The organism is Burkholderia sp. KBS0801, assembly GCF_005937855.2.
Classification (GTDB): domain Bacteria; phylum Pseudomonadota; class Gammaproteobacteria; order Burkholderiales; family Burkholderiaceae; genus Burkholderia; species Burkholderia ambifaria.
The window spans coordinates 2853344-2878891 of the sequence record NZ_CP042177.1 but is presented as its reverse complement, the minus strand read 5'-3'; the positions used below and the strand labels follow the sequence as shown (position 1 = coordinate 2878891).

The 25548-nt window shown below is 67.9% G+C and carries 23 protein-coding genes; 15 read left to right on the top strand and 8 right to left on the bottom strand.

The window, feature by feature from the left end; all coding sequences use genetic code 11:
• Nucleotides 1-28 precede the first annotated feature (28 nt).
• A complete protein-coding gene (locus FFI87_RS13695) occupies nucleotides 29-1030 on the bottom strand; it encodes a helix-turn-helix domain-containing protein (RefSeq protein ID WP_012364600.1) in 1002 nt (333 codons plus the stop codon).
• Nucleotides 1031-1182: 152 nt separating this feature from the next.
• On the opposite strand from FFI87_RS13695, the gene FFI87_RS13690 reads away from it, so the two are divergent.
• Nucleotides 1183-1836: a cysteine hydrolase family protein gene (locus FFI87_RS13690; RefSeq protein WP_041489951.1), complete on the top strand. Its 654-nt coding sequence runs from the start codon at nucleotides 1183-1185 to the stop codon at nucleotides 1834-1836.
• Nucleotides 1837-1951: 115 nt separating this feature from the next.
• Here the strand turns inward: FFI87_RS13690 and FFI87_RS13685 are convergent, their stop codons facing one another.
• The gene (locus tag FFI87_RS13685; RefSeq protein ID WP_012364598.1) at nucleotides 1952-2593 is read right to left on the bottom strand and encodes a TetR family transcriptional regulator; all 642 of its coding nucleotides are present in this window, start codon (nucleotides 2591-2593) and stop codon (nucleotides 1952-1954) included.
• Between the two features lie 396 nt (nucleotides 2594-2989).
• Here FFI87_RS13685 and FFI87_RS13680 point away from each other — a divergent pair, with 396 nt between their 5' ends.
• The 3 genes from FFI87_RS13680 to FFI87_RS13670 are packed head-to-tail and all read left to right on the top strand — an operon-like array spanning nucleotide 2990 to nucleotide 9027.
• A complete protein-coding gene (locus FFI87_RS13680) occupies nucleotides 2990-4288 on the top strand; it encodes an efflux RND transporter periplasmic adaptor subunit (protein ID WP_012364597.1) in 1299 nt (432 codons plus the stop codon).
• 15 nt (nucleotides 4289-4303) lie between these two features.
• A complete protein-coding gene (gene bpeB / locus FFI87_RS13675) occupies nucleotides 4304-7504 on the top strand; it encodes an efflux RND transporter permease BpeB (protein WP_012364596.1) in 3201 nt (1066 codons plus the stop codon).
• Complete coding sequence (locus FFI87_RS13670; RefSeq protein WP_138847228.1) at nucleotides 7504-9027, top strand: efflux transporter outer membrane subunit; 1524 nt, start codon at nucleotides 7504-7506, stop codon at nucleotides 9025-9027. Before bpeB ends, FFI87_RS13670 begins: the two co-directional genes overlap by 1 nt.
• 243 nt (nucleotides 9028-9270) lie before the next feature.
• On the opposite strand, the gene FFI87_RS13665 is transcribed toward FFI87_RS13670, so the two are convergent.
• The gene (locus tag FFI87_RS13665) at nucleotides 9271-10647 is read right to left on the bottom strand and encodes a nucleobase:cation symporter-2 family protein (protein ID WP_011657796.1); all 1377 of its coding nucleotides are present in this window, start codon (nucleotides 10645-10647) and stop codon (nucleotides 9271-9273) included.
• A gap of 447 nt (nucleotides 10648-11094) precedes the next feature.
• Between FFI87_RS13665 and FFI87_RS13660 the strand changes: the two genes are divergently transcribed.
• Complete coding sequence (locus FFI87_RS13660) at nucleotides 11095-12576, top strand: xylulokinase (protein ID WP_138847229.1); 1482 nt, start codon at nucleotides 11095-11097, stop codon at nucleotides 12574-12576.
• A 90-nt stretch (nucleotides 12577-12666) separates the two neighbouring features.
• Here FFI87_RS13660 and FFI87_RS34470 read toward each other — a convergent pair whose 3' ends face one another.
• Complete coding sequence (locus tag FFI87_RS34470; protein ID WP_175710781.1) at nucleotides 12667-12819, bottom strand: hypothetical protein; 153 nt, start codon at nucleotides 12817-12819, stop codon at nucleotides 12667-12669.
• On the opposite strand from FFI87_RS34470, the gene fghA reads away from it, so the two are divergent.
• The 3 genes from fghA (at nucleotide 12818) to FFI87_RS13645 (ending at nucleotide 14829) form a co-directional block, all read left to right on the top strand.
• Entirely contained in the window at nucleotides 12818-13666 is an 849-nt protein-coding gene (gene fghA, locus FFI87_RS13655; protein WP_138847230.1) for an S-formylglutathione hydrolase, read from the top strand. The two genes, FFI87_RS34470 and fghA, sit on opposite strands and share 2 nt — an antisense overlap.
• A 169-nt stretch (nucleotides 13667-13835) precedes the next feature.
• Nucleotides 13836-14516 carry a hypothetical protein gene (locus tag FFI87_RS13650; protein ID WP_249177220.1) on the top strand — a complete coding sequence of 227 codons (681 nt, stop codon included), beginning with the start codon at nucleotides 13836-13838 and terminating at the stop codon, nucleotides 14514-14516.
• A gap of 64 nt (nucleotides 14517-14580) precedes the next feature.
• Nucleotides 14581-14829 (top strand): hypothetical protein, encoded by a 249-nt coding sequence (locus FFI87_RS13645; RefSeq protein ID WP_138847231.1) that lies wholly within the window; start codon nucleotides 14581-14583, stop codon nucleotides 14827-14829.
• Nucleotides 14830-14850: 21 nt separating this feature from the next.
• Here the strand turns inward: FFI87_RS13645 and FFI87_RS13640 are convergent, their stop codons facing one another.
• Genes FFI87_RS13640 through FFI87_RS13625 form a run of 4 tightly spaced genes read right to left on the bottom strand, consistent with a single transcriptional unit; the run spans nucleotide 14851 to nucleotide 17955 of the window.
• The gene (locus tag FFI87_RS13640) at nucleotides 14851-15633 is read right to left on the bottom strand and encodes a metal ABC transporter permease (RefSeq protein WP_138847232.1); all 783 of its coding nucleotides are present in this window, start codon (nucleotides 15631-15633) and stop codon (nucleotides 14851-14853) included.
• Nucleotides 15626-16516, bottom strand: coding sequence for an ABC transporter ATP-binding protein (locus tag FFI87_RS13635; protein WP_138847233.1), 891 nt, complete (start codon nucleotides 16514-16516; stop codon nucleotides 15626-15628). The genes FFI87_RS13640 and FFI87_RS13635 overlap by 8 nt, the downstream gene beginning before the upstream one ends.
• Nucleotides 16517-16529: 13 nt before the next feature.
• The gene (locus FFI87_RS13630; protein ID WP_138847234.1) at nucleotides 16530-17444 is read right to left on the bottom strand and encodes a metal ABC transporter solute-binding protein, Zn/Mn family; all 915 of its coding nucleotides are present in this window, start codon (nucleotides 17442-17444) and stop codon (nucleotides 16530-16532) included.
• A gap of 49 nt (nucleotides 17445-17493) precedes the next feature.
• The gene (locus tag FFI87_RS13625; RefSeq protein WP_011657790.1) at nucleotides 17494-17955 is read right to left on the bottom strand and encodes a Fur family transcriptional regulator; all 462 of its coding nucleotides are present in this window, start codon (nucleotides 17953-17955) and stop codon (nucleotides 17494-17496) included.
• 329 nt (nucleotides 17956-18284) lie between these two features.
• Here FFI87_RS13625 and FFI87_RS13620 point away from each other — a divergent pair, with 329 nt between their 5' ends.
• From FFI87_RS13620 to FFI87_RS13590, 7 genes are all read left to right on the top strand, one after another.
• Nucleotides 18285-19061: an L-iditol 2-dehydrogenase gene (locus FFI87_RS13620; protein ID WP_012364583.1), complete on the top strand. Its 777-nt coding sequence runs from the start codon at nucleotides 18285-18287 to the stop codon at nucleotides 19059-19061.
• Nucleotides 19062-19133: 72 nt separating this feature from the next.
• A complete protein-coding gene (locus tag FFI87_RS13615; RefSeq protein WP_138848462.1) occupies nucleotides 19134-20090 on the top strand; it encodes a sugar kinase in 957 nt (318 codons plus the stop codon).
• The gene (locus FFI87_RS13610; RefSeq protein WP_138847235.1) at nucleotides 20078-21436 is read left to right on the top strand and encodes a D-tagatose-bisphosphate aldolase, class II, non-catalytic subunit; all 1359 of its coding nucleotides are present in this window, start codon (nucleotides 20078-20080) and stop codon (nucleotides 21434-21436) included. The genes FFI87_RS13615 and FFI87_RS13610 overlap by 13 nt, the downstream gene beginning before the upstream one ends.
• A gap of 112 nt (nucleotides 21437-21548) precedes the next feature.
• Entirely contained in the window at nucleotides 21549-22874 is a 1326-nt protein-coding gene (locus tag FFI87_RS13605) for an ABC transporter substrate-binding protein (protein WP_011657786.1), read from the top strand.
• 102 nt (nucleotides 22875-22976) lie between these two features.
• Nucleotides 22977-23924, top strand: coding sequence for a carbohydrate ABC transporter permease (locus tag FFI87_RS13600; protein ID WP_006759345.1), 948 nt, complete (start codon nucleotides 22977-22979; stop codon nucleotides 23922-23924).
• Nucleotides 23921-24772, top strand: coding sequence for a carbohydrate ABC transporter permease (locus tag FFI87_RS13595; protein WP_138847236.1), 852 nt, complete (start codon nucleotides 23921-23923; stop codon nucleotides 24770-24772). The genes FFI87_RS13600 and FFI87_RS13595 overlap by 4 nt, the downstream gene beginning before the upstream one ends.
• Nucleotides 24769-25482 (top strand): HAD family hydrolase, encoded by a 714-nt coding sequence (locus tag FFI87_RS13590; protein WP_138847237.1) that lies wholly within the window; start codon nucleotides 24769-24771, stop codon nucleotides 25480-25482. The genes FFI87_RS13595 and FFI87_RS13590 overlap by 4 nt, the downstream gene beginning before the upstream one ends.
• Nucleotides 25483-25548 lie beyond the last annotated feature (66 nt).

Below are 25548 nucleotides of genomic sequence, written 5' to 3'. Positions count from 1 at the left end.
GCCGAGCGCCGGCGGCACGGCGCGCACGCTAGCGCCGCGCGTCGGGCCCGGCGCCGCGAAATTCCCTCCGATAGGCCGACGGCGACGTGCCGAGCGCGCCCGCGAAATGCTGGCGCAGCGACACGCTCGACCCATAGCCGGCCGCCTGCGCGATCGCGTCGATCGACTGTCCGGTGGTTTCCAGCAGATGCTGCGCACGCGTGAGCCGCTCGGCTTGCAGCCACGCGGTGACGGTCATGCCCGTCGCCTGGCGGAAGTGGCGCGTGAACGTGCGCCGGCTCATCAGCACGCGTTCGGCGAGCGAATCCACACTGTGCGCGACGTCTAGATGCGCGCGCACCCAGTCGAGCAGGCCGGCGAGCCGCGCGTCGCGCGGATGCGCGGCGACGGGCTGCGGCACGTACTGCGCCTGCCCGCCCTGGCGGTGCGGCGGGATCACGAGACGGCGCGCGATCTGGTTCGCGGCGTCCGAGCCGAAGCGCCGCCGCACCACGTGCAGGCAGCAGTCGAGCCCCGCGGCGGTGCCGGCCGACGTCATCAGGTTGCCGTCGTCGACGTACAGCACGTCGGGGTCGAGCTTCACGCGCGGAAAGCGCTGCGCGAAGTCGTCGGCCCACGCCCAGTGCGTCGTGGCCGGGCGTCCGTCTAGCAGCCCGGCCGCGGCGAGCACGTACGCGCCGAGGCACAGGCCGACGACCTGCGCGCCGCGCGCGGCCGCCGCGCGTACCGCGTCGACCAGCACGTCCGGCGGCGCTTCGGCCGGATCGCGCCATGCGGGCACGATGACGATGTCCGCGTCGCCGAGTGCGTCGAGCCCGTGCGGCGCGGTGATCGTGAAGCCGCCCGTCGTCGCCAGCGGGCCGCGCTCGGCCGAGCACACGCGGAACTCGAACGCGGGCGCCGCGGCCGCATCGCGCTCCTTGCCGAACACGACGGACGGCACCGACAGGTGGAACGGGCTGATGCCGTCGTACGCGATCACGGCGACGACGGTCGGGGCTGGGGCAACGGACGACGCAGCGGCGCGCATGACGGGCTCCGGAATGGCGATGGCCCGATTCTATCGAAGAATGGCTATCGGGCCACTGTCGGCAAGCGCGATGCGATCCGACAATGCATCGCATCGCGCTGCTGTCCGCCCCGTTCCGGAGCGGGGCGGCGCGGCCAAACCCGGAGCCTGCCATGTCGAACGCCGTATCGTCTTCCGCTTCCCGCCGTGCCTTGATCGTGATCGATGTCCAGAACGAATACGTGACGGGCAACCTGCCGATCGAGTATCCGCCCATCGACACATCGCTCGCGAACATCGGCCGCGCGATCGACGCCGCGCATGCGGCCGGCGTGCCCGTGATCGTGGTCCAGCACGTTGCGCCGGCGGGGGCGCCGATCTTCGCGCCCGGCACGGACGGCGTCGCGCTGCATCCCGTCGTCGCCGACCGGCCGCACGCGCACCTGATCGTGAAGGCGCAGGCCAGCGCGTTCGCCGGCACCGATCTCGCCGCGTGGCTCGACGCGCACGGCATCGACACGCTGTCGGTCGCCGGCTACATGACGCACAACTGCAATGCGGCGACGGTCTATCACGCGGCGCATGCGGGGCTCGCCGTCGAGTACCTGACGGACGCGACCGGCGCGTTGCCGTACGAGAACGAAGCGGGCGCGGCGAGCGCCGAGGAGATTCACCGCGCGTACACGGTGGTGTTCCAGTCGAATTTCGCGGCCGTGATGTCGACCGACGCATGGATCGCGGGGCTCGGCGGCGCGGCGATGCCGACGCGCGATTCGGTGGCCGCGTCGAACCGGCGGGCCCGCGCGCAACGCGCGAAGGCGGCCTGAGCGAATCGGGGAAAGTATCGATCGCGCGGCGCGGCGCTGACTACCCCGCGCATGGCCGGATCGCCCGGCCGCTGACGATGAAACGGCGCACGTCGCGCCGTCGGCGGGACGCCCGTCAGTCGCCCGTCTTCAGCATCGCCGGGCTGTAGCGCAGCATGTCGAAGCAGCCGTCGACGAGTTTTTCCGCATGCTCCTCGGCGTCGATTTCGTCGGGCAGCATCAGCATGTCGCGCACGAAACCGCTGACGAGCGTGTGCAGCATCAGCGTCGCGCGCCACGTGTCGAGCCGCTCGGGCAGCAGCTTGAGCCGGACGGCGACCGCGAGATCGGCATCGATCGCGTGCAGCGCCTCGCTCATCCCCGCGCGGTTGCGCTGCAGCAGCGGCTCCATGTCCGCGACGTATTCGCACTTCATGAACAGGATGCTGAACACGCGTCGCAACTGCGAGTCGCGCTGCACGCCGAGCAGGCACCAGATCAGAATCTTGCGGATCGTGTCGAGCGGATTGCCGCCGGGCGCGTCGTGCGGCATTCGCTTGAGCTCGTCGATCGGCAGGAACACGCGGTCGAACATCGCATCGAACAGCTCGCTCTTGTTCGCGAAATGCCAATAGATCGCGCCGCGCGTCACGCCGGCGTGCTGGGCGATGTCCGCGAGCGACGTGTGCGACACGCCCTTCTCGAAGAACACGTGCTCGGCGGCATCGAGAATGCGGTTGCGCGTCTCGAGCGCCTCCTCCTTGGTACGTCTGACCATGTGCAGGCCTGAATGGAACGATCGTAGGTGAATATAGGGTCTGCAACCCTCGTCGCCGTCTCCGGCAGCCGCTATGCTCTCGATTGGAAATAATTCGTAAGATTAGGCGGGTCGCGACGGGCGATCGGGCTTTTTACATACATTCGTGAATGTATATACAATACCACCCTACGATCGAATGACCCAAGTGGCAATCAGTTAATATCCCACTCTGCTGATTCCCGCCAAGTACCATCCGCAGTTCGCGGCATCTCGTCGGCATGGAGGTCTCGTGCCGACTTGCTGTATCCAGCAGTCCCGTAATTCAGGTGTTCGATCTGCGCCGCGAGGCGCATCCGTGTTGCGCTCCCGCGGGGTGCTGCACTCATTCCATTGGTTACAAACAGAGGTCGCTCCATGCGCGTCGAACGGGTTCCATACCGCTTGATCACTGTCGCGGCAGCCGCGGTTTTCCTGGCTGCCTGCGGAAAAAAAGAATCGGCACCGCCGCCGCAAACGCCGGAAGTCGGTGTCGTCACCGTCCAGCCGCAAGCCGTCCCGGTCTTCACCGAACTGCCGGGCCGCACCAGCGCCTTCCTCGTCGCGCAAGTGCGTGCACGGGTCGACGGCATCGTGCTGCGCCGTGAATTCACCGAAGGCGGCGACGTCAAGGCCGGCCAGCGCCTCTACAAGATCGACCCGGCACCGTACATCGCTCAACTGAACAGCGCGAAGGCGACGCTCGCGAAGGCGCAGGCGAACCTTGTCACGCAGAACGCGCTCGTCGCGCGCTACAAGGTGCTGGTGGCCGCGAACGCGGTCAGCAAGCAGGAATACGACAACGCGGTGGCCACGCAAGGCCAGGCCGCGGCGGACGTCGCGGCCGGCAAGGCAGCGGTCGATACCGCGCAGATCAACCTCGGCTATACGGACGTCGTGTCGCCGATCAGCGGCCGCGTCGGCATTTCGCAGGTCACGCCGGGCGCCTACGTGCAGGCGAGCCAGGCGACGTTGATGTCGACGGTGCAGCAGCTCGATCCGGTCTATGTCGACCTGACGCAGTCGAGCCTCGACGGGCTGAAGCTGCGCCAGGACGTGCAGAGCGGCCGCCTGAAGACGAGCGGCCCGGGCGCGGCGAAGGTGTCGCTGATCCTCGAGGACGGCAAGACCTATTCCGACGCCGGCAAGCTGCAGTTCTCCGATGTCACGGTCGACCAGACGACGGGCTCGGTGACGATCCGCGCGGTGTTCCCGAACCCGGGCCGCGTGCTGCTGCCGGGGATGTTCGTGCGCGCACGGATCGAGGAAGGCGTGAACGAGAACGCGTTCCTGGTGCCGCAGATCGGCGTCACGCATGACGCGAAGGGCCAGCCGGTCGCGCTGGTCGTGAACGCGAGCAACAAGGTCGAGCCGCGTCCGCTGAAGACGACCGGCATGCAAGGTCAGAACTGGATCGTCGAAGGCGGCCTGCAAGCGGGCGACCGCGTGATCGTGCAGGGCGTCGAGAAGGTTCGTCCGGGCGCGACGGTGAAGTCGGTCGCCGCGCAGTTGCCGGCCGCCGACGCCGCATCGGGTGCAGCCGTATCCGCCGCGCCGGCCGCTGCCGCGTCGGGCGCCGCTGTGTCGGGCGCTGGTGCGTCGGGTGCTGCTGCTTCGGGTGCTGCCGCTTCGGGCGCAGCGCCGGCGAGCGCCGCCGCCGCTTCGAGCGCGAAATAACAGGGAGCCTGTTTCATGGCAAAGTTTTTTATCGATCGCCCGATCTTCGCGTGGGTGATCGCCATCATCCTGATGCTGGCCGGGGTCGCGGCGATCTTCACGCTGCCGATCTCGCAGTATCCGACGATCGCGCCGCCATCGATCCAGATCACCGCGAACTACCCGGGCGCTTCCGCGAAGACCGTGGAAGACACGGTGACGCAGGTGATCGAGCAGCAGATGAGCGGTCTCGACAACTTCCTGTACATGTCGTCGACGAGTGACGACTCGGGCAACGCGACGATCACGCTGACCTTCGCGCCGGGCACCAACGCCGACATCGCGCAGGTCCAGGTGCAGAACAAGCTGTCGCTCGCGACGCCGGTTCTGCCGCAGGTCGTGCAGCAGCTCGGTCTGTCGGTGACGAAGTCGAGCAGCAGCTTCCTGCTGGTGCTCGCCTTCAACTCCGAAGACGGCAGCATGAACAAGTACGACCTCGCGAACTTCGTGGCGTCGCACGTGAAGGATCCGATCAGCCGGTTGAACGGCGTCGGTACCGTCACGCTGTTCGGCTCGCAGTACGCGATGCGGATCTGGCTCGACCCGACCCGCCTGACGAACTACGGCCTCACGCCGGTCGACGTGTCGAGCGCGATCGCCGCGCAGAACGTGCAGATCGCGGGCGGCCAGATCGGCGGCACGCCGGCCAAGCCGGGCACCGTGCTGCAGGCGACGATCACCGAATCGACGCTGCTGCAGACGCCCGAGCAGTTCGGCAACATCCTGCTGAAGGTCAACCAGGACGGCTCGCAGGTTCGCCTGAAGGACGTCTCGAAGATCGAGCTCGGCGGCGAAAACTACAACTTCGACACGAAGTACAACGGTCAGCCGACCGCGGCACTCGGTATCCAGCTCGCGACCAACGCGAACGCGCTCGCGACCGCGAAGGCCGTGCGCGCGAAGATCGACGAGCTCGCACCGTTCTTCCCGCACGGCCTCGTCGTGAAGTATCCGTACGACACGACGCCGTTCGTGAAGCTGTCGATCGAGGAAGTGGTCAAGACGCTGCTCGAAGGCATCGTGCTCGTGTTCCTCGTGATGTATCTGTTCCTGCAGAACCTGCGGGCGACGATCATCCCGACGATCGCGGTGCCGGTGGTGCTGCTCGGCACGTTCGCGATCATGTCGATGGTGGGCTTCTCGATCAACACGCTGTCGATGTTCGGCCTCGTGCTCGCGATCGGCCTGCTGGTGGACGATGCGATCGTGGTGGTGGAGAACGTCGAGCGCGTGATGGCGGAAGAGGGGCTGTCACCGAAGGAGGCGACCCGCAAGGCGATGGGCCAGATCACCGGCGCACTCGTCGGCGTGGCGCTCGTGCTGTCCGCGGTGTTCGTGCCGGTCGCGTTCTCCGGCGGTTCGGTCGGCGCGATCTATCGTCAGTTCTCGCTGACGATCGTGTCGGCGATGGTGCTGTCGGTGCTGGTCGCGTTGATTCTGACGCCCGCCCTGTGCGCGACGATCCTCAAGCCGATCCCGCAGGGCCATCACGAAGAGAAGAAGGGCTTCTTCGGCTGGTTCAACCGCACGTTCAACAACAGCCGCGAGAAGTACCACGTCGGCGTGCACCACGTGATCAAGCGCTCGGGCCGCTGGCTCATCATCTATCTGGTCGTGATCGTCGCGGTCGGGCTGCTGTTCGTGCGCCTGCCGAAGTCGTTCCTGCCCGATGAAGACCAGGGCCTGATGTTCGTGATCGTGCAGACGCCGTCGGGTTCGACGCAGGAAACGACCGCGCGCACGCTCGCGAACATTTCCGACTACCTGCTGAAGGACGAGAAGGAAATCGTCGAATCGGCGTTCACGGTCAACGGCTTCAGCTTCGCCGGCCGCGGCCAGAACTCCGGTCTGGTGTTCGTGCGACTGAAGGACTACTCGCAGCGTCAGCACGCGAACCAGAAGGTCCAGGCGCTGATCGGCCGGATGTTCGGCCGCTACGCGGGCTACAAGGACGCGATGGTGATCCCGTTCAACCCGCCGTCGATTCCGGAACTCGGCACGGCCGCCGGCTTCGACTTCGAGCTGACGGACAACGCCGGTCTCGGCCACAACGCGCTGATGGCCGCGCGTAACCAGCTGCTCGGGATGGCCGCGAAGGACCCGACGCTGCAGGGCGTGCGTCCGAACGGGCTGAACGATACGCCGCAGTACAAGGTCGACATCGATCGCGAGAAGGCGAACGCGCTCGGCGTGACGGCGGAGGCGATCGACCAGACGTTCTCGATCGCGTGGGCGTCGAAGTACGTGAACAACTTCCTCGATACCGACGGCCGGATCAAGAAGGTGTACGTGCAGTCGGACGCGCCGTTCCGGATGACGCCGGAAGACCTGAACGTCTGGTACGTGCGCAACGGGTCGGGCGGGATGGTGCCGTTCGGCGCGTTCGCGACCGGTCACTGGACGTACGGTTCGCCGAAGCTCGAGCGCTACAACGGCGTGTCGGCGATGGAAATCCAGGGTCAGGCCGCACCGGGCAAGTCGACCGGTCAGGCGATGACCGCGATGGAAGGGCTCGCGAAGAAGCTGCCGGTCGGTATCGGCTATTCGTGGACCGGCCTGTCGTTCCAGGAAATCCAGTCCGGCTCGCAGGCGCCGATCCTGTATGCGATCTCGATCCTGGTCGTGTTCCTGTGTCTCGCGGCGCTGTATGAAAGCTGGTCGATTCCGTTCTCGGTGATCATGGTGGTGCCGCTCGGCGTCGTCGGCGCACTGCTCGCGGCGACGATGCGCGGCCTCGAGAACGACGTGTTCTTCCAGGTCGGCCTGTTGACCACGGTGGGCTTGTCCGCGAAGAACGCGATTCTGATCGTCGAGTTCGCGCGCGAACTGCAGATGACGGAGAAGATGGGGCCGATCGAGGCCGCGCTGGAAGCGGCGCGCCTGCGGCTGCGTCCGATCCTGATGACGTCGCTCGCGTTCATTCTCGGTGTGATGCCGCTCGCGATCAGTAACGGCGCGGGTTCGGCGAGCCAGCACGCGATCGGCACGGGCGTGATCGGCGGGATGATCACGGCGACGTTCCTCGCGATCTTCATGATCCCGATGTTCTTCGTGAAGATTCGCGCGATCTTCAGCGGCGAGAAGGAAGACGTCGACGAGGCGCTGCGCCTGGCTCAGGAGCACTCGCACCACGAAGAGAAGCCGGGCAACGGCGACGAAGGCAACAAGGGACAGTGATGATGCAAAAACACGCTTTGACTGCAATCGCGGTCGCGCTCCTTGCCACGGGCTGCACGATGGCGCCGCATTACAAGCGGCCCGACGCACCCGTCGCGCAGGCGTACCCGGCCGACGGCGTCTATGCGACGCAGCCGGGTGCTGCCGGCGCGCGCAGCGCGAACGGCCAGGCGGCGACCGCCATCGGCTGGCGCGAATTCTTCGTCGATCCGCGCCTGCAGCGGCTGATCGAGATCGCGCTGAAGAACAACCGCGACCTGCGCGTCGCGGTGCTGAACATCGAGGCGGCGCGCGCGCAGTACCAGATCACGCGCGCCGGCCTGTTCCCGACGCTCGACGGCACCGGCACCGGCAATATCCAGCGCGTGCCGCAGGGCCTTTCGCAGACCGGTGCGCCGTACATCTCGCGCGCCTACAACGTCGGCCTGTCCGCGTCGTGGGAGCTCGACCTGTTCGGCCGCGTGCAGAGCCTGAAGGACCAGGCGCTCGCGCAGTACCTGTCGACGTCGTATGCACGGCAGGCCACCGAGATCTCGCTGGTGTCGCAGGTCGCGGATCAGTACCTGACGCTGCTGTCGACCGACGACCTGCTGAAGGTCACGGAAAACACGCTGAAGACCGCGCAGGCGTCGTACGACCTGACCAAGCTGCAGTTCGACAACGGCACGGGCTCCGAGCTCGAGCTGCGTCAGGCGCAGACGGTGGTCGAGCAGGCGCTGTCGAACCAGCAGGCGCAGGCGCGCGCGCGTGCGCAGGCATTGAATGCGCTGGTGCTGCTGATCGGCGAGCCGCTGCCGGACGATCTGCCCGCGGGCATGCCGCTCGACGCGCAGAACCTGCTGACGGACGTGCCGGCCGGCCTGCCGTCGGACCTGCTGACGCGTCGCCCCGACGTGATGCAGGCCGAGCAGACGCTGCTGGCCGCGAACGCGAACATCGGCGCGGCACGCGCGGCGTTCTTCCCGCGTATCTCGCTGACGGGCGCGTTCGGCACCGGCAGCCCGACGCTCGGCGGGCTGTTCAAGGCCGGGACGGCCGCATGGTCGTTCGCGCCGCAGATCACGATGCCGATCTTCGAGGGCGGGCAGAACATCGCGAACCTGAACCTCGCGAACGTGCAGAAGCGCATCGAGATTGCCAACTACGAGAAGGCGATCCAGTCGGCGTTCCGCGAAGTGTCGGACGGGCTGGCGGCACGCGGCACGTACGACCAGCAGATCGCCGCGCTCCAGCGCAACGAGCACGCGCAGCAGCGTCGTTTCGATCTGTCGGACCTGCGTTACAAGAACGGGGTCGACAGCTACCTGTCGGTGCTGACCGCGCAAACCGATCTGTACACCGCGCAGCAGTCGCTGATCAACGCGCGTCTGGCCCGCTGGACGAACCTGGTCGACCTGTACCGCGCACTGGGCGGCGGGTGGATCCAGCAAGCCGGCGAGACGCCGCGTGCGCCGGACCAGACGGTCGACTACGACAAGGCGGCCGCACCGGCGCCTGCGTCGGCGGCCGCGACGAACGGGTAAGCACGACGGCGGGCAGGGGCGGGCGACCGCACCGGTTCGCTGAAGTCGCGGTCCCCGGATGCGACAACGCCACGGACGAAAGTCCGTGGCGTTTCTTTTTGGGCGGCCGGTTTGTCGCGACCGCATCGCCATCACCGCATTACCATCATCCCCGCTGCGGTTCTCCGCAGCAAAGCAAAACGCCACGGCTTGCCGTGGCGTTTTTCGTTTGCCGTGTCGCGCCGGGCGTCCGGCGCGGACCGATCAGTGATGCACGTCGGCCGGGCGCCCGTCGAAGTCATGTCCTGCGCGGCGGATCTCGCAGCGCGCGTCCTTCTCGCCCTTCACGCCGTTGAACACGATGTTCAGGATCACGGCGGAGGCCGACGCGAGCAGGATGCCGCTGTGCAGGATCGGTGCGAGCGCGGGCGGCAGCTTCGAGAAGAAGTGCGGCGACACGACCGGCACGAGGCCCATGCCGACGCTCACGGCGACGATGAACAGGTTGTGCGTGTTGTTCACGAAGTCGACCTTCGACAGCACCTTGATGCCGTTGGCCGCCACCATCCCGAACATCACGATGCCCGCGCCGCCGAGCACGAACGGCGGCACCGACGCGACGACTTGCGCCATCTTCGGAAACAGGCCGAGCAGCACGAGAATCACGCCGCCCGTCGCGCAGACGTACCGGCTCTTCACGCCCGTCACGCCGATCAGGCCGACGTTCTGCGAGAACGACGTGTGCGGGAACGAGTTGAAGATGCCGCCGATCAGCGTGCCGAGGCCATCGACGCGCAGGCCGCGCACGAGGCGGTCCTGGTTGACCGGACGATCGACCATGTCGCCGACCGCGAGGAACATGCCGGTCGATTCGATGAACGTGACGAACATCACCGTGACCATCGTCGCGATCGACAGCGGGTCGAAGTGCGGCATGCCGAAGTGGAATGGCATCACGAAGCCGACCCACGGCGCGAGCGCCACGCCGTCGGTATTCACGCGGCCGACCGCAAACGCGATCACGAAGCCGGCGACGATGCCGAGCAGCACCGAGATGTTCGCGAGGAAGCCGCGGCCGAATTTGTTGATCAGCAGGATCAGCGTGAGCACGAGCAGCGACAGGCCGAGGTAGACGGGGCTGCCGTATTCGGGGTTGCCGACGCCGCCGGCGGCCCAGTTGATCCCGACTTCCATCAGCGACAGCCCGATCACCGCGATCACGGTGCCGACCACCACCGGCGGGAAGAACCGCAGCAGCTTGCCGATCATCGGCGCGAGCACGATGCCGATGATGCCGGCCGCGATGGTCGAGCCGAAGATGTCGAGAATGCCGAGGCCGGGGTTGGTGCCGATCGCGATCATCGGGCCGACCGCGGCGAACGTGCAGCCCATGATGACGGGCAGGCGGATCCCGAAGATCCACAGGCCGAGCGTCTGGATCAGCGTGGCGATGCCGCACGAAAACAGATCGGCGCTGATCAGGAACGCGATCTGGTCTTTCGGCAGCTTCAGCGCGCCGCCGACGATAAGCGGCACTGCGACGGCGCCGGCGTACATGACGAGGACGTGCTGGAGACCAAGCGTTACAAGCTTGCCGGTCGGCAGCACCTCATCGCACGGATGGACCGTGTTCGATTGCATCTGTCTCACTCCATGATCTTGTTTTCGGGGTGGTACGAAGTTATGCGGAATGCACCATCGCAACAAGAGCACTGGGTTCTATTCCGCTCTTTGCAGGTTCGATATGCCGGTTCGGCATGCAACAGGGGGAAGATCATCGGGAAACACCGCTGGAGTGAGGTTCCCCGGTTTTATAGCCCTTCAAAATAGTGCGGGCCCCCATGTCAAATATCGTCGGCTTTATGGTGTGTATCGGCGCGACGGCATAGTGGCAAAAACGACCTGCGAAAAATCGCGCCGGGTTAACCCGCGAGCGGCCGTTTTCACGCGCAAGATGCAGCCTCGTGAAGCCCGCCGCGCGCGGCCGCGTTTTCGCATTACCGCGGCGGCAAACGCGGCGCAAATCGGGGGCGTGTGCCGCGATCCCGCTATCATCGACATCCGTTTACTCGACTACGCCATTCAGCCATGCGCCTGCTCGGAATCGACCTCGGTACCGGCTCCGTCAAACTCGTCACGCTCGATGCCGACGGCGTCGAGCGCGCGGTTGCGAGCGAACCCTATGCGTTGTCTTCGCCGCAGCCCGGCTGGGCCGAAATCGCGCCCGACGTGTGGTGGCAGGCGCTCGTGCGCGCCGCTGCGCGGCTGCCGGCCGCCGAGCGCGAGCAGGTCGCCGCGATCGGCTTCTCCGGCCAGATGCATGGCGTCGTGCTGATCGACGCGGCCGGACAGCCGGTGCGGCCCGCGCTGTTGTGGCCCGACACGCGCGCGGTGCGTGAAGCGGACGCGGCCGACTGGCCGGGCGCCGGATTGCCCGTCGCCGGTGTGCCCGTCGCCGGATTGCCCGTCGCACCGAATCCCGTCGCGCCCGGCATGGCGGGCCCGCTGTTGCGCTGGCTCGCCGCACACGAACCGCAGGCGCTGCGTGCCGCGCGCTGGGCCGTGCAGCCGAAGGACTGGCTGCGCATCGCACTGGGCGGCGACGTCGCGGCCGACCCGAGCGATGCGTGCGCGACTGCGCTCGCGACGCCGGACGGCGCGTGGGATACGGCGCTGATCGACGCGCTGGGCCTGCCGGCCGACCGCTTCGCACCGGTGCAGCCGTCGAGCGCGCGCTGCGGCGTGCTCGCCGCGACGGCCTCGGCGGCACTCGGGCTGCCGGCCGGCGTGCCGCTGGCGACGGGGGCGGCCGATACCGCGTGCGCGGCGCTCGGCAGCGGGCTCGTCGCGGCCAGCGACGCGCTGCTGACCACCGGCAGCGGCGGCCAGATCGTCGTGCTCGCCGATCGCTTGCCGCCCGCGCGGCGCGGGCTGCATCGCTATCGCACGGCGGCCGGCGGCGGCTATTACACGATGGCCGCGATGCAGAACGTCGGCATTGCGCTCGAGGCGGTGCGCGGCTGGCTCGGCTATGACGGCTGGCCGGCGGCGTACGACGACGCGTTCGCGCAGCCGCCGTCCGAGCGGCTCTGCTTCCTGCCGTACCTGACGGGCGAGCGCTCGCCGTGGATGAATCCTGATGCGCGCGGCGGCTGGCTCGGTCTCGGGCTCGGTGACACGCGCGGCGCGATGATGCGCGCCGCCTTCGAAGGCGTCGCGTTCGCGTTGCGCGCGGGGCTCGATGCGATCCGCGACGCGAACCCGGCCGATCCGGTGACGACGCTGCGCCTTGCCGGCGGCGGCTCGGTCGATCCGCGCTGGCGCCAGTTGCTCGCCGATGCGCTCGGCACCTCGCTCGACGCGGTCGATTGCCCGAACGCCGCGACGCGGGGCGCCGCGCTGCTCGCGGGCGTAGCGATCGGACACTGGCGCGAAGATGCGTTGCGCACGCTGGCGCCGGCTGCGTCGCCGGTGGCCGCGCCACGCGACGATCGCGCGCTGGCCGCGCGCCATGCGCGTTTCGTCGATCTGTATGCGCGAACGGATGCGTGGTTCACGACCGGCGTTTAAACTCGGGCACTTGTCCTGTTGCGACGGCGGTGACGCATCGCGGCAAGCCGGCGACTGTTTCGCGCACGCGACGGGCGGCGGGATCGCTGATCATGGCGGGCACGGTTTCGCCGTGTCGCGCGGCACGGCCTGGCCCGACACGCACGCGCTGCCGCCCGGGAAGCTCGACGACGGCTTCGACTCGATGAAGACGGGCGAATCGATTCGCCCGATCGTGCTGTATTGAACGGAAGGGAACCCCATGCTCGAACTCGTTTCTTCGCATGCTTGCCACGGTGGCGAGCAACGCTTCTATCGCCACGATTCGAAGGCGATCGGCCTGCCGATGAAGTTCTCGGTGTACCTGCCGCCGCAGGCGGCGCACGGCCGCGTGCCGGCGCTGTTCTACCTCGCGGGGCTCACGTGCACCGAGGAGACGTTCGCGATCAAGGGCGGCGCGCAGCAGTACGCGGCGCAGCACGGCCTCGCGCTGGTGATGCCTGATACGAGCCCGCGCGGCGCGGACGTGCCGGGCGAGGCCGATGCGTGGGATTTCGGCGTCGGCGCGGGCTTCTATGTCGACGCGACGCAAGCGCCGTGGTCGACGCATTACCGGATGGAGTCGTACGTGACGGGCGAGCTGCGCGAACTCGTCGCGGCCGAGCTGCCGATCGACGGCGCGCGGCTCGGGATCTTCGGCCACTCGATGGGCGGGCACGGCGCGCTGACGCTTGCGCTACGCCATCCCGACCTGTACCGGTCGGTGTCGGCGTTCGCGCCGATCGCTGCGCCGACGCGCTGCCCGTGGGGCGAGAAGGCATTCTCGGGCTACCTCGGCGCCGATCGCGACGCGTGGAAGCAGCACGACGCGAGCGAACTCGTCGCGCGCGCGGATGCGCCGAAGTTCGCGGACGGCATCCTCGTCGACCAGGGTCTCGCCGATCAGTTCCTTGCGAACCAGCTAAACCCCGACGTGTTCGAAGCCGCATGCGCGAAGGCCGGCCAGCCGCTGACGCTGCGCCGACACGCGGGCTACGACCACGGCTACTACTTCATCTCGACGTTCATCGCCGATCACATCGCGCATCATGCGCGCGTGCTTGTGAAGTGAGCCGTCTCTGACGCCACGTCGTTGTGCCCCAGCGGGCGACGTGGCGGTCCCCTCGCTACGGATTACATACCTGGAAATATACCGGGCAGCCGAAATTCGTACTGCTTCTATAGGATATCGAATCAACTCGCAGAATAATGAACGCCGATTTTGTCACGGTGAAATTTACTTGAGCGAGGCTTCGATCTGGATGGGCGGCACCATTTGCGAGGTATCGAACGACTCCCCGAGCTGGGGGGTGATCAATCTGTTTGCGTGGAAACTTGTACCTGAACGATGGGGTGGTGGTGTCAAGTACATCCAGATGTTCAAGGATGCCTGGGTCAGGCACAACAGGTTGCATATCCGAGCAGCAGCGGGGCGAAACCGTCTACCGCAGGAAATGCTCGCGGGCGTATGTTGGATCGAGGTGGGCGGGGACCCTGAATTCATCGATCGCATGGCATTCGAAGTCCGCACGTTCGACTGGAGCGGTCCGCCAGTCGTCGACGAGCATCTGACGCTCACCCGCCATCCGGCGATGACATCGTTTGGTCCGCTCAGCATGCAGCTTCGTACGGCCGCACAAACACTCGGAATGGCCCCGTCGACAATGTCAGCGTCGCAATTCCGGAGTTTGGCGCACTGCCTTCAACGCGATGTCTTCAATATCGACCTCGTTGCGCGACATCTCCGCCAATTGGCGAAACGCGACGGATTCCAGTATCCGTTTTCGATGGATCAGATTCGCATTTTCGGTGCTCGCTACAATCGAGGAAGCGGATTATCGCTCGATCAGATCAAGCAAAATACCAGTTACGGTAATTTCATCGCTACACATTGGCCGCGTTTCACCCGGCTCGTGCAGTAATGTTCAGGACGCGAATATGACTCGTCTCTTCCGCTTCGCCATTCATGTCGCATGCGTCATCGGTTTGCTCGTCGTCGTCGCAATCGCCGGGAACAAGTACGCATGGATGCACGAAGTCGACCCATCCATTGCGATCGGAACGATCCAGGACGAAGCGGGCGACCGGGCGCTTGTCGCCTACGTACTGCTGATTGCCGTTGCGGCGGCCCAAGTCGTGCTGCTCGCGAAATCCGCAGCCGCCGGTGCCAAACCGTGGGTCGGGCTGCTGATGCTCGCGGCAACGGGCCTATGCGCGTGGCACGCCATCACATAACGCCGATCGGCATGCACGCCATCATGTCCTGCGCAACAAACTCGCCCCATACACAATCGCCGACAACGCCGTAATCCAGAAGCTCGTCGGCCAGTCGGTATGATACGCGAGCGTGATCCCGAGCCACGCTTCGAACAGCGCGAACAACGCGGCGAGCAGCACGCCGGTCGACAGCCGCGTCGACACGTTCTGCGCGGCCGCGGCCGGCCCGACCAGCAGCGTGAACACCAGCAGCACGCCGACGATCTGCGTCGCCGCGGCCACCGCGAGCGCGCATACCGCGAGGAACAGCATCGACACCGTGCGCAGCGACACGCCCTTGGCTTCGGCCAGTTCGGGCTGCAGCGACGCAAACAGCAGCGGCCGCGCGATCAGTGCGAGCGCGACGAGGCTCACCGCGCCGATGCCGGCCAGCACCGCGAGCGTGTCGCGGCTGACCGCGAGCACGTTGCCGAACAGCAGCGCGGTGACCTGCGTCGCGAACGACGTGTAGAAGTGCAGGAACAGCAGCCCGAAGCCGAGCGCGCCGGACAGCACCACGCCGATCGCGACGTCGCGGCCCGCGAGCCGTTCGCCGAGCGCGCCCATCCCGATGCCGGCCGCGAGCGTGAAGCCGACCATCCCCCACATCGGCGAGATGCCGAGCAGCACCGCGCCGGTCGCGCCGGTGAAGCCGACGTGCGACAGCGCGTGGCCGGCGAAGGTTTGTCCGCGCAGCACCAGGAAGTAGCCGACGATGCCCGCGAGCACCGCGACGATCCCCGACGCGGCGAACGCGTTGATCATGAAGTCGTATTCAAACATCGTGCGAATGCCCGGGATGAGCGTGTCCGTGGTGGTGATGGCCGTGGCCGCCGCCACCGCCGTGCGAGTGGCCGTCGTCGTCCTCGTGTTCGTGGTCGTGCTTCTCGACTTCGACGTCGCCCGACATCACGAAGATCTTGCCGTTCACGCGCATCACGTCGATCGGCGAGCCGTAGAGTCGCGACAGCACCGGCTTGGTGATCACCTCGTCGACGGTGCCGAGCGCCGCGACGCCGTTGCCGAGATACAGCACGCGGTCGAGCGCGTTCAGCAGCGGATTCAGTTCGTGCGCGGAAAACAGCACGGTGATGCCGAGCTCGCGCTGCACGTTGCGCACAAGCTCGACGACGCCGCGCTGGTGGTTCGGGTCGAGGCTGATCAGCGGCTCGTCGAGCAGCAGCAGCTTCGGGCTGCCGAGCAGGCACTGCGCGAGCAGCAGCCGCTGCCGCTCGCCGCCCGACAGCTCCGACAGCGGCCGGCGCGCGAGCGCCGCGCCGCCGACGAGCTCGAGCACGCGCTCGACGTCGCGCCGCGTCGCCGCGTTCGGGTGCGGCAGCCCCCAGCGATGGCCGTCGGCGGCCATCGCGACGAAGTCGTAGCCGCGCATCCGGCGATTCGCGAGGCCGCTCCTGATCTGCGGCATGTAGCCGATCGACGCGTTGCCGCGCACGACCGGCACGCCGCCGACCGACAGCGTGCCGCCCGAGATGGGCACGAGGCCGAGCACCGCGCGCATCAGCGTCGTCTTGCCCGCGCCGTTCGGCCCGAGCACGCCGACGAATTCGCCGGGTTCGATCGAGAAGCTGACGTCGCGCAGGATCGTGCGGCCGCCCAGTTCGAGCGTGACGCGATCGAGTGCGAGTGCGTGGGGAGTGGGGCTCATGTCGTTGCGTCGATCATTTCTTGCTGGCGGAAAGCGCGGCCGCGAGCGCGTCGAGCTGGCCGGCCATCCATTGCTGGAAGGTCTTGCCGGCCGGCTGCGTCTCGGTGACGCTCACGCTCGGCACGCCGCCGTCGCGCGCGACCTTCAGCAGGCGCTTGGTCATCGGCGCTTCGGCCTGGCTGTTGTAGATCAGCACGCGCACCTGCTTCTTGCGCAGGTCGTTCTCGAACGCGGCGACGTCCTGCGCGCTGGCTTCGGTGTCGTTCATCGTCGCGAGCTGGAAGCGCTGGTTGCGCATGTCGAGGCCGATCGCGTCGGACATGTAGCCGAACACAGGCTCCGTGGCCGTCACCGGCACGCCCTTGTACTGCGCGCGCAGCGCGGCGACCTTGTCGTCGACGGGTTTCAGCGACGCGACGAACTTCTGCAGGTTCGCGTCGTAGTCGGCCTTGTTCGCCGGATCGGCACGGCCGAGCTCGGCCGCGATCGCGCGCGCGGCGGCCGGCATGGTCGCCGGGTCGTACCAGACGTGCGGATTGTCGCCGGCCTTCTTGCCGACGAGATCCGCGACGACGATCGTCGCGCGCTTCGCCTGCTTCGACGCGCCGAGCAGCTTGCTCATCCACGGATCGTAGTTCGCGCCGTTGTAGATCACGACCTGCGCATGCTGCAGCGCGCGCGCGGTCTTCGGGCTCGCTTCGAACAGGTGCGGATCCTGATCGGGATTGCTGAGGATGCTGGTGACCGCGACATGGCGGCCGCCGATCTGCGAGGCGACGTCGCCATAGAAATTCTCGGCGGCGACCACGTTGACGGTCGCGGCCTGCGCGAAGGCGGGCACCGCGATCGACAGCATGGCAGCCGAGGCGGCCAGCAGGCGAACAAGCGGCAGGGCGCGTCGTGGCGCGCGCTTCAGGGCAATGGACATGGAACTCCTCGTTGGAAGGGGGCGGCGCCGAGCGCCGCGCGGGGCGGCGTCAGCGATGCGCGGGCTTGCCCTTGCAGTGCCCGCACAGGCCGTTCAGCTCGACGACCTGGTGATGGACTTCGAACCCGTGCGCGGGCGCGCTCGCGGACAGCTGCTTCGCGAGGTCGCTGCCCGGGATCTCGACGGTCTCGCCGCACGAATCGCAGATCAGGAACTGGCCTTCGTGCGGCACGCCGATCTCGCAGCACGCGAAGAACGCGTTCTTCGATTCGATCCGGTGGATGAAGCCGTGCTCGACGAGGAAATCCAGCGCGCGATAGACGGTCGTGGGCGGCACGCGGCCGCGCTGCGGCTCGAGCTCGGCGAGCAGATCGTACGCGCCGATCGGGCGCTGCGCGGCCAGCACGCGTTCGTAGACCTGGCGGCGCAGCGGCGTCCACGCGAGCCCGTGCTCGGCGGCGAATGCGTCGGCCCGGGACAGCCGGGCGTCGATGGGCGATGAGGTGGCCATGGCGTGAAGCAGGCATGAAAAACGAAGTATGGCGATGATATAACGTATCTCCTTGGCGTGCAGCCCGAATTCCGTCCCCCGGATACGCTGCGTCCCCTTCATCGCCGTTTCAGCCGCGCCGCACCCGGTGTGCCGCGCCTTGCCGGACGCGGGTCACAAGCCAGCGCGGCGCTCCGCCTTGCCGCAGCGCATCATCGAAAGCCGCCGCATCGCCTTGACAGCGCGAATCGCGTATCCGATCATTCGATCACTAACAGAGCAATTGATCGGTCAGCGAGCGTTCGCTCACCTCGCGACCTTCGAGCAGCAGAACGAACCGGAGACAACCAGTGAGACTGGAACAGAAGGTCGCGATCCTGACGGGCGCGGCAAGCGGCATCGGCGAGGCGGTCGCGCAACGCTATCTGGACGAAGGCGCGCGCTGCGTGCTGGTCGACGTGAAGCCGGCTAGCGGTTCGCTCGCACGATTGATCGAGGCGAGCCCCGGCCGCGCGGTGGCCGTCACCGCGGACGTCACGCGCCGCGACGACATCGAGCGGATCGTCGCCACCGCGGTCGAGCGCTTCGGCGGCGTCGACATCCTGTTCAACAACGCGGCGCTGTTCGACATGCGCCCGCTCCTCGACGAATCCTGGGACGTGTTCGACCGGCTGTTCGCGGTCAACGTGAAAGGGCTGTTCTTCCTGATGCAGGCCGTGGCGCAGCGGATGGTCGAGCAGGGCCGCGGCGGCAAGATCGTCAACATGTCGTCGCAGGCAGGGCGTCGCGGCGAGGCGCTCGTTTCGCACTACTGCGCGACCAAGGCCGCGGTGATCAGCTACACGCAGTCGGCCGCGCTCGCGCTCGCGCCGCACCGGATCAACGTGAACGGCATCGCGCCGGGCGTGGTCGACACGCCGATGTGGGAGCAGGTCGATGCGCTGTTCGCGCGCTACGAGCATCGTCCGCCCGGCGAGAAGAAGCGGCTGGTCGGCGAGGCCGTGCCGCTCGGCCGGATGGGCGTGCCGGGCGACCTGACGGGCGCCGCGCTGTTCCTCGCGTCGGCCGACGCCGACTACATCACCGCCCAGACGCTGAACGTCGACGGCGGCAACTGGATGAGCTGACGTGGCGATGCTCGCACGCGCAACTCGGGCGGGGTCGCTAAACGCGGCCGCCGCCGCACGAGGGCCCGCATGATGGCCGAGATCGTGGTCGCCGGCGAACTGCTGGCCGAATTCGTCGCCGCCGAGCGCGGCCAGGGTTTCGACACGCCGGGCCTGTTCGCGGGCCCGTTTCCGAGCGGCGCGCCGGCGATCTTCGCCGACCAGGCCGCGCGGCTCGGCGCGCGCGTCGCGTATGCGGGCTGCGTCGGCCGCGATGCGTTCGGCGACGCGATCGTCGCGCGGCTCGAGCGCGACGGCGTCGACGTCGCGCGCATCCGCCGCGTCGCCCGCCCGACCGGCACCGCGTTCGTCGCGTATTGCGACGACGGCTCGCGCAGCTTCGTCTTCAGCCTGTCCACCAGCGCGGCCGCGTGCGTCGACGCATCCGACGTCGACACCGCGATATTCGACGGCTGCCGCTACTTCCACGTGATGGGCTCGTCGCTGACGAGCGAATCGGCGATCGCGGCGGTGCAGCGCGGCGTGATCGAAGCGGCGCGCGTCGGCGCGAAGGTGTCGTTCGACCCGAACGTCCGGCCGGAGATGCTGAGCTTTCGACCGATGCGCGCGGCACTCGACGCGATGCTCGCCGCGTGTCATCTGTTCCTGCCGAGCGAGGCCGACCTGCCGTTCTTCTGCGGGCCGCAGCCGGCCGAGCGTGCGATCGCGGGGCTGCTCGCGACGCATCCGCTGCTCGAGCGCGTTGTGCTCAAGCGCGGCGCGGCCGGCAGCACTGCATTCGATCGTGCGAGCCGCGTCGATGCGCCGGCCTGGCCGGTCGACGAACTCGATCCGACCGGCGCCGGCGACTGCTTCGGCGGCACGCTGGTCGCGAGCCTCGTCGCGGGCCTGCCGATCGACCTCGCGCTGCGCCGCGCGAATGCGGCCGGTGCGATCGCCGTCACGCGGCGCGGTCCGATGGAGGGCAACAGCAGCGCGGCCGAGATCGACGGCTTCCTGACCGAACGAGGTGTTGCATGTCCGGCCTGACCTTAACCGCCGAACGCCCGCGCCACGCGCACGCTGACGCCGTGTTGCGGATGATCTTCGATGCGAATCGCGCGGATGCGCAGCGCGGCATCTATTCGATCTGCAGCGCGCACCGGCTCGTACTGGAGGCCGCGTGCGAAGCCGCGCGCGCGGACGGCTCGCCGCTGCTGATCGAGGCGACCTGCAACCAGGTGAACCATCTCGGTGGCTATACGGGCATGACGCCGGCCGATTTCCGGCGCGACGTCGATGCGATCGCGCAGCGTTGCGGGCTTGCGCCATCGGCGCTCGTGCTCGGCGGCGACCACCTCGGCCCGAACCCGTGGCGGCACCGCCGCGCGGCCGACGCGATGCGCGAAGCGGCCGCGATGGTCGCCGCGTATGTCGAAGCCGGATTCGAGAAGATCCACCTCGATGCGAGCATGGCGTGCGCGGACGATCCGCCGCGGCTCGACGACCGGACGATCGCCGCGCGCGCGGCCGAGCTGTGCCGCGCGGCCGAAGATGCAGCGGCGCGCGCCGGCGTCGCGCCCGTCTACGTGATCGGCACCGAAGTGCCGACGCCGGGCGGCGAAGTGGCCGGCGATGCGGATGGCGATGGCGATGCGATCGCGCGGATCGCGGTCACGCGCAGCGACAGCATCGCCGCGACGCTCGATGCGCACCGCGACGCATTCGCGGCGGCCGGGCTCGACGATGCGTGGAACCGCGTGGTCGCGATCGTCGCGCAGCCGGGCGTCGACTTCGACGATCGTCACGTGCTCGACTACGACAGCGCGAAGGCCGCGTCGCTCGGTGCGAGCATCCTGCGCACGCCGCGCCTCGTGTTCGAAGCGCATTCGACCGACTACCAGACCGAAGACGCGCTCGCCGCGCTCGTGCGCGACCACTTCGCGGTATTGAAGGTCGGCCCCGCGCTGACCTTCGCGCTGCGCGAGGCGCTGTTCGCGCTCACCTTCATCGAGGACGCGCTGATCGACGACGTCGCGCAGCGCTCGCGCCTGCGCGACGTGGTCGACGCCGCGATGCGCGCGCAGCCCGAGCACTGGGCGCCGTACTACCGCGGCGACGAAACCGAGCAGCGGCTCGCGCGCCAGTTCAGCTACAGCGATCGGATCCGCTACTACTGGCTGCAGCCGGCCGTCGCGGCGGCGGTCGAGCAGCTGTTCGACAATCTCGCGCGGCAGCCGGTGCCCGAGACGCTCGTCGCGCAATGGCTGCCGGACGTGTACGCGGCGTGCCGCGCGGGCGGCCTCGCGAAGGAACCGCGCGCGTGGGTGCGCCACCGGATCCGCGAGGTGATCGCGCACTATGCGCGCGCGTGCGGCATGCAGCGGCCGGCGTGACGGTCCGAGCAGGAAACGCAGCAACGCGACACACGCAATACGTAACCAGTAATACGCACGCAACACGATACGCAACACCGACGACAGTTCGAACAATCACAGGAGACATGCCATGCAACGAAAGATGCTCGATGCCGCCGCACGCTGCTTCGCCGGAGCCGCGCTCGCGACGGCCGCGTGCGCGGCGTCCGCCGGCACGCTGACGATCGCGACGCTGAACAACCCGGACATGATCGAGTTGAAGAAGCTGTCGCCGGCGTTCGAGAAGGCGAACCCCGACATCAAGCTGAACTGGGTGATCCTCGAGGAGAACGTGCTGCGCCAGCGCGCGACCACCGACATCACGACCGGCAGCGGCCAGTTCGACGTGATGGCGATCGGCACCTACGAGACGCCGCAGTGGGGCAAGCGCGGCTGGCTCGCGCCGATGACGGGGCTGCCCGCCGACTACGACCTGAACGACATCGTGAAGACCGCGCGCGACAGCCTGTCGTACAACGGCCAGCTCTACGCGCTGCCGTTCTACGTGGAAAGCTCGATGACGTTCTACCGCAAGGACCTGTTCGCGGCGAAGGGGCTCAAGATGCCCGACCAGCCGACCTACGACCAGATTGCCGAGTTCGCGGACAAGCTCACCGACAAGGCGAAGGGCACCTACGGGATCTGCCTGCGCGGCAAGGCCGGGTGGGGCGAGAACATGGCGTACGTGTCGACGGTCGTGAACACGTTCGGTGGGCGCTGGTTCGACGAGAACTGGAATGCGCAGCTGACGTCGCCGGAATGGAAGAAGGCGATCGGCTTCTACGTGAACCTGCTGAAGAAGGACGGCCCGCCGGGAGCCAGCTCGAACGGCTTCAACGAGAACCTGACGCTGACCGCATCGGGCAAGTGCGCGATGTGGATCGACGCGACGGTCGCGGCCGGGATGCTCTACAACAAGCAGCAGTCGCAGGTGGCCGACAAGATCGGTTTCGCGGCCGCGCCTGTGGCCGCCACGCCGAAGGGCTCGCACTGGCTGTGGGCGTGGGCGCTGGCCGTGCCGAAGACGTCGAAGCAGCAGGACGCCGCGCGCAAGTTCATCGCGTGGGCGACGTCGAAGCAGTACATCGAGATGGCCGGCAAGGACGAAGGCTGGGCATCGGTGCCGCCCGGCACGCGCACGTCGACCTACCAGCGTCCCGAGTACAAGGCCGCCGCGCCGTTCTCGGATTTCGTGCTGAAGGCGATCGAGACGGCCGATCCGAACGATCCGTCGCTGAAGAAGGTGCCGTACACGGGCGTGCAGTACGTCGGGATTCCTGAATTCCAGTCGTTCGGCACGGTGGTCGGCCAGGCGATCGCGGGTGCGGTCGCCGGCCAGACGACGGTCGACCAGGCGCTGGCCGCCGGGCAGGCCGCCGCCGATCGCGCGGTCCGGCAGGCCGGCTACAAGAAGTAACGCGGCCCGCACCGTGCGCGCCGCCGCGCGCGGTGCACGTGGCCGAAGCAACAACGCGGGCCGGCCGTTCGCGCCCGCGCCTCAACCGGAGGGACTCCGATCATGCGTCATTTGCGTCTTCCCCTGAGCCACGCGCCGTCGGTCGGCGACGCGTCGTCGCCGCCGGGCGCGCCGCGCCGCGCGCGCGGCGGCCCGAGCTGGCTCGTGTCGCCGTCCGTCGCCGTGCTGCTGCTGTGGATGTCGATTCCGCTCGCGATGACGATCTGGTATTCGTTCTCGCGCTACAACCTGCTGAACCCGGACGTGAAGGGCTTCGCCGGGCTCGACAACTATCGCTTCCTCGCGACCGATCCGTCGTTCCTGCCCGCGATCTGGCATACGCTCGTGCTGATCGGCGCGGTGCTCGCGATCACGGTGGTCGGCGGCGTGCTGATGGCCGTGCTGTTCGACCGCAAGTTCTACGGGCAGGGCATCGCGCGGCTGCTCGCGATCGCGCCGTTCTTCGTGATGCCGACGGTCGCCGCGCTGATCTGGAAGAACATGATCCTCCATCCGGTGTACGGGCTCGTCGCGAACGCAATGCGCGCGCTCGGGATGACGCCGGTCGACTGGTTCGCCGACTACCCGCTCACCGCCGTGATCATGATCGTCGCGTGGCAGTGGCTGCCGTTCGCGTTCCTGATCCTGTTCACCGCGATCCAGTCGCTCGACCAGGAGCAGAAGGAAGCCGCCCGCATCGACGGCGCTGGCCCGATCGCGATGTTCTTCTACATCACGCTGCCGCACCTGAAGCGCGCGATCGCCGTGGTCGTGATGATGGAGACGATCTTCCTGCTGTCGATCTTCGCGGAGATCTACACGACGACGGGCGGCGGCCCGGGCAATGCGACGACCAACCTGTCGTACCTGATCTACGCGCTCGGCCTGCAGCAGTTCGACGTCGGCCTCGCGTCCGCGGGCGGGATCATCGCCGTCGTGGTCGCGAACGTCGTGTCGTTCTTCCTGGTGCGGATGCTCGCGCGCAACCTGAAAGGGGAGTACGAAAAATGAGCGACCTGACTCTGGAAGGCCGGCGCGCGCCGGCGCCCTTCGACCTCGTGCGGCGCGCGCTGCCTGGCGCGCTGGCGTGGCTGATCGCGCTGCTGCTGTTCTTCCCGATCTTCTGGATGGCGATCACCGCGTTCAAGACCGAGCAGCAGGCCTACGCGTCGACGCTGTTCTTCGCGCCGACGTTCGACAGCTTCCGCGAGGTGTTCGCGCGCAGCAACTACTTCAGCTTCGCGTGGAACTCGGTGCTGATCTCGGCGGGCGTCACGGCGATCTCGCTGCTGCTCGCGGTGCCGGCGGCCTACGCGATGGCGTTCTTCCCGAACCGCCGCACGCAGAAGGTGCTGCTGTGGATGCTGTCGACCAAGATGATGCCGTCGGTCGGCGTGCTCGTGCCGATCTACCTGCTGTGGAAGAACGCGGGGCTGCTCGATACCGTGTCGGGCCTCGTGATCGTGTACACGCTGATCAACCTGCCGATCGCGGTATGGATGACCTTCACGTACTTCAACGAGATTCCGAAGGACATCCTCGAAGCGGGGCGCATCGACGGCGCGTCGACGTGGCAGGAGATCGTCTACCTGCTGATGCCGATGGCGCTGCCGGGCCTCGCGTCCACCGCGCTGCTGCTCGTGATCCTGTCGTGGAACGAGGCGTTCTGGAGCATCAACCTGTCGAGCTCGAACGCCGCGCCGCTCACCGTGTTCATCGCGTCGTACTCGAGCCCCGAGGGCTTGTTCTGGGCGAAGCTGTCCGCGGCTTCCCTGCTCGCGGTCGCGCCGATCCTGATCGTCGGCTGGCTGTCGCAGAAGCAGCTCGTGCGCGGGCTCACGTTCGGGGCGGTCAAATGACGGCGGCCGGCGAAGGCGTGGTTGGCCACGGGTTGAACGTGCTGATCTGCGATTGCGACGGCGTGCTGATCGACAGCGAGGCCGTCGCCGCCGACGTGATCGTGCGCGAGCTCGACGCGCGCTGGCCGGGCGTCGACGCGCGGCCGGCCGTGATGCCGCTGCTTGGGCTGCGCATCGAGCGCGTGCTGGCGGGCGCGAGCGAGGCCGTCGGCCGCACGCTGTCGGCCGACGACGTCGACGCGATCCGCCGCGCGGTCGAGGCGGCGGCCGTCAACGCGCCGGTGGTCGACGGGATCGAGGCGGCGCTCGCGGAGATCCGTCTGACGACGGCGTGCGCGAGCAACAGCTACCGCGCGTATGTCGAGACGGCGCTCGCGCGCACCGGCCTCGCACGCTTCTTCGGCGACCGGCTGTTCTGCGCGGACGCCGTCGCGCGGCCGAAGCCCGCGCCCGACGTGTATCTCGCGGCCGCCCGCGCGCTCGGCGCGGTGCCCGCGCAATGCCTCGTCGTCGAGGACAGCGTGACGGGCATCACCGCGGCCGCCGCGGCCGGCATGACGGTGCTCGGCTTCGTCGGCGGCGGGCATGCGTCGGCCGCGCAAGTCGACGCACTGCGCGGGATCGGCGCGCGTCACGTATTCGACGACATGCACGAGCTGCCCGGCTACGTCGCGCGCTGGCAGGCGACGGGCGCGGTGCTGCCGGGCTAGGACCCTCACCACGAGCGATTGCGCGCCGCGTCGAACGCGGCGCATCACGAACGAACGGAGACAGAC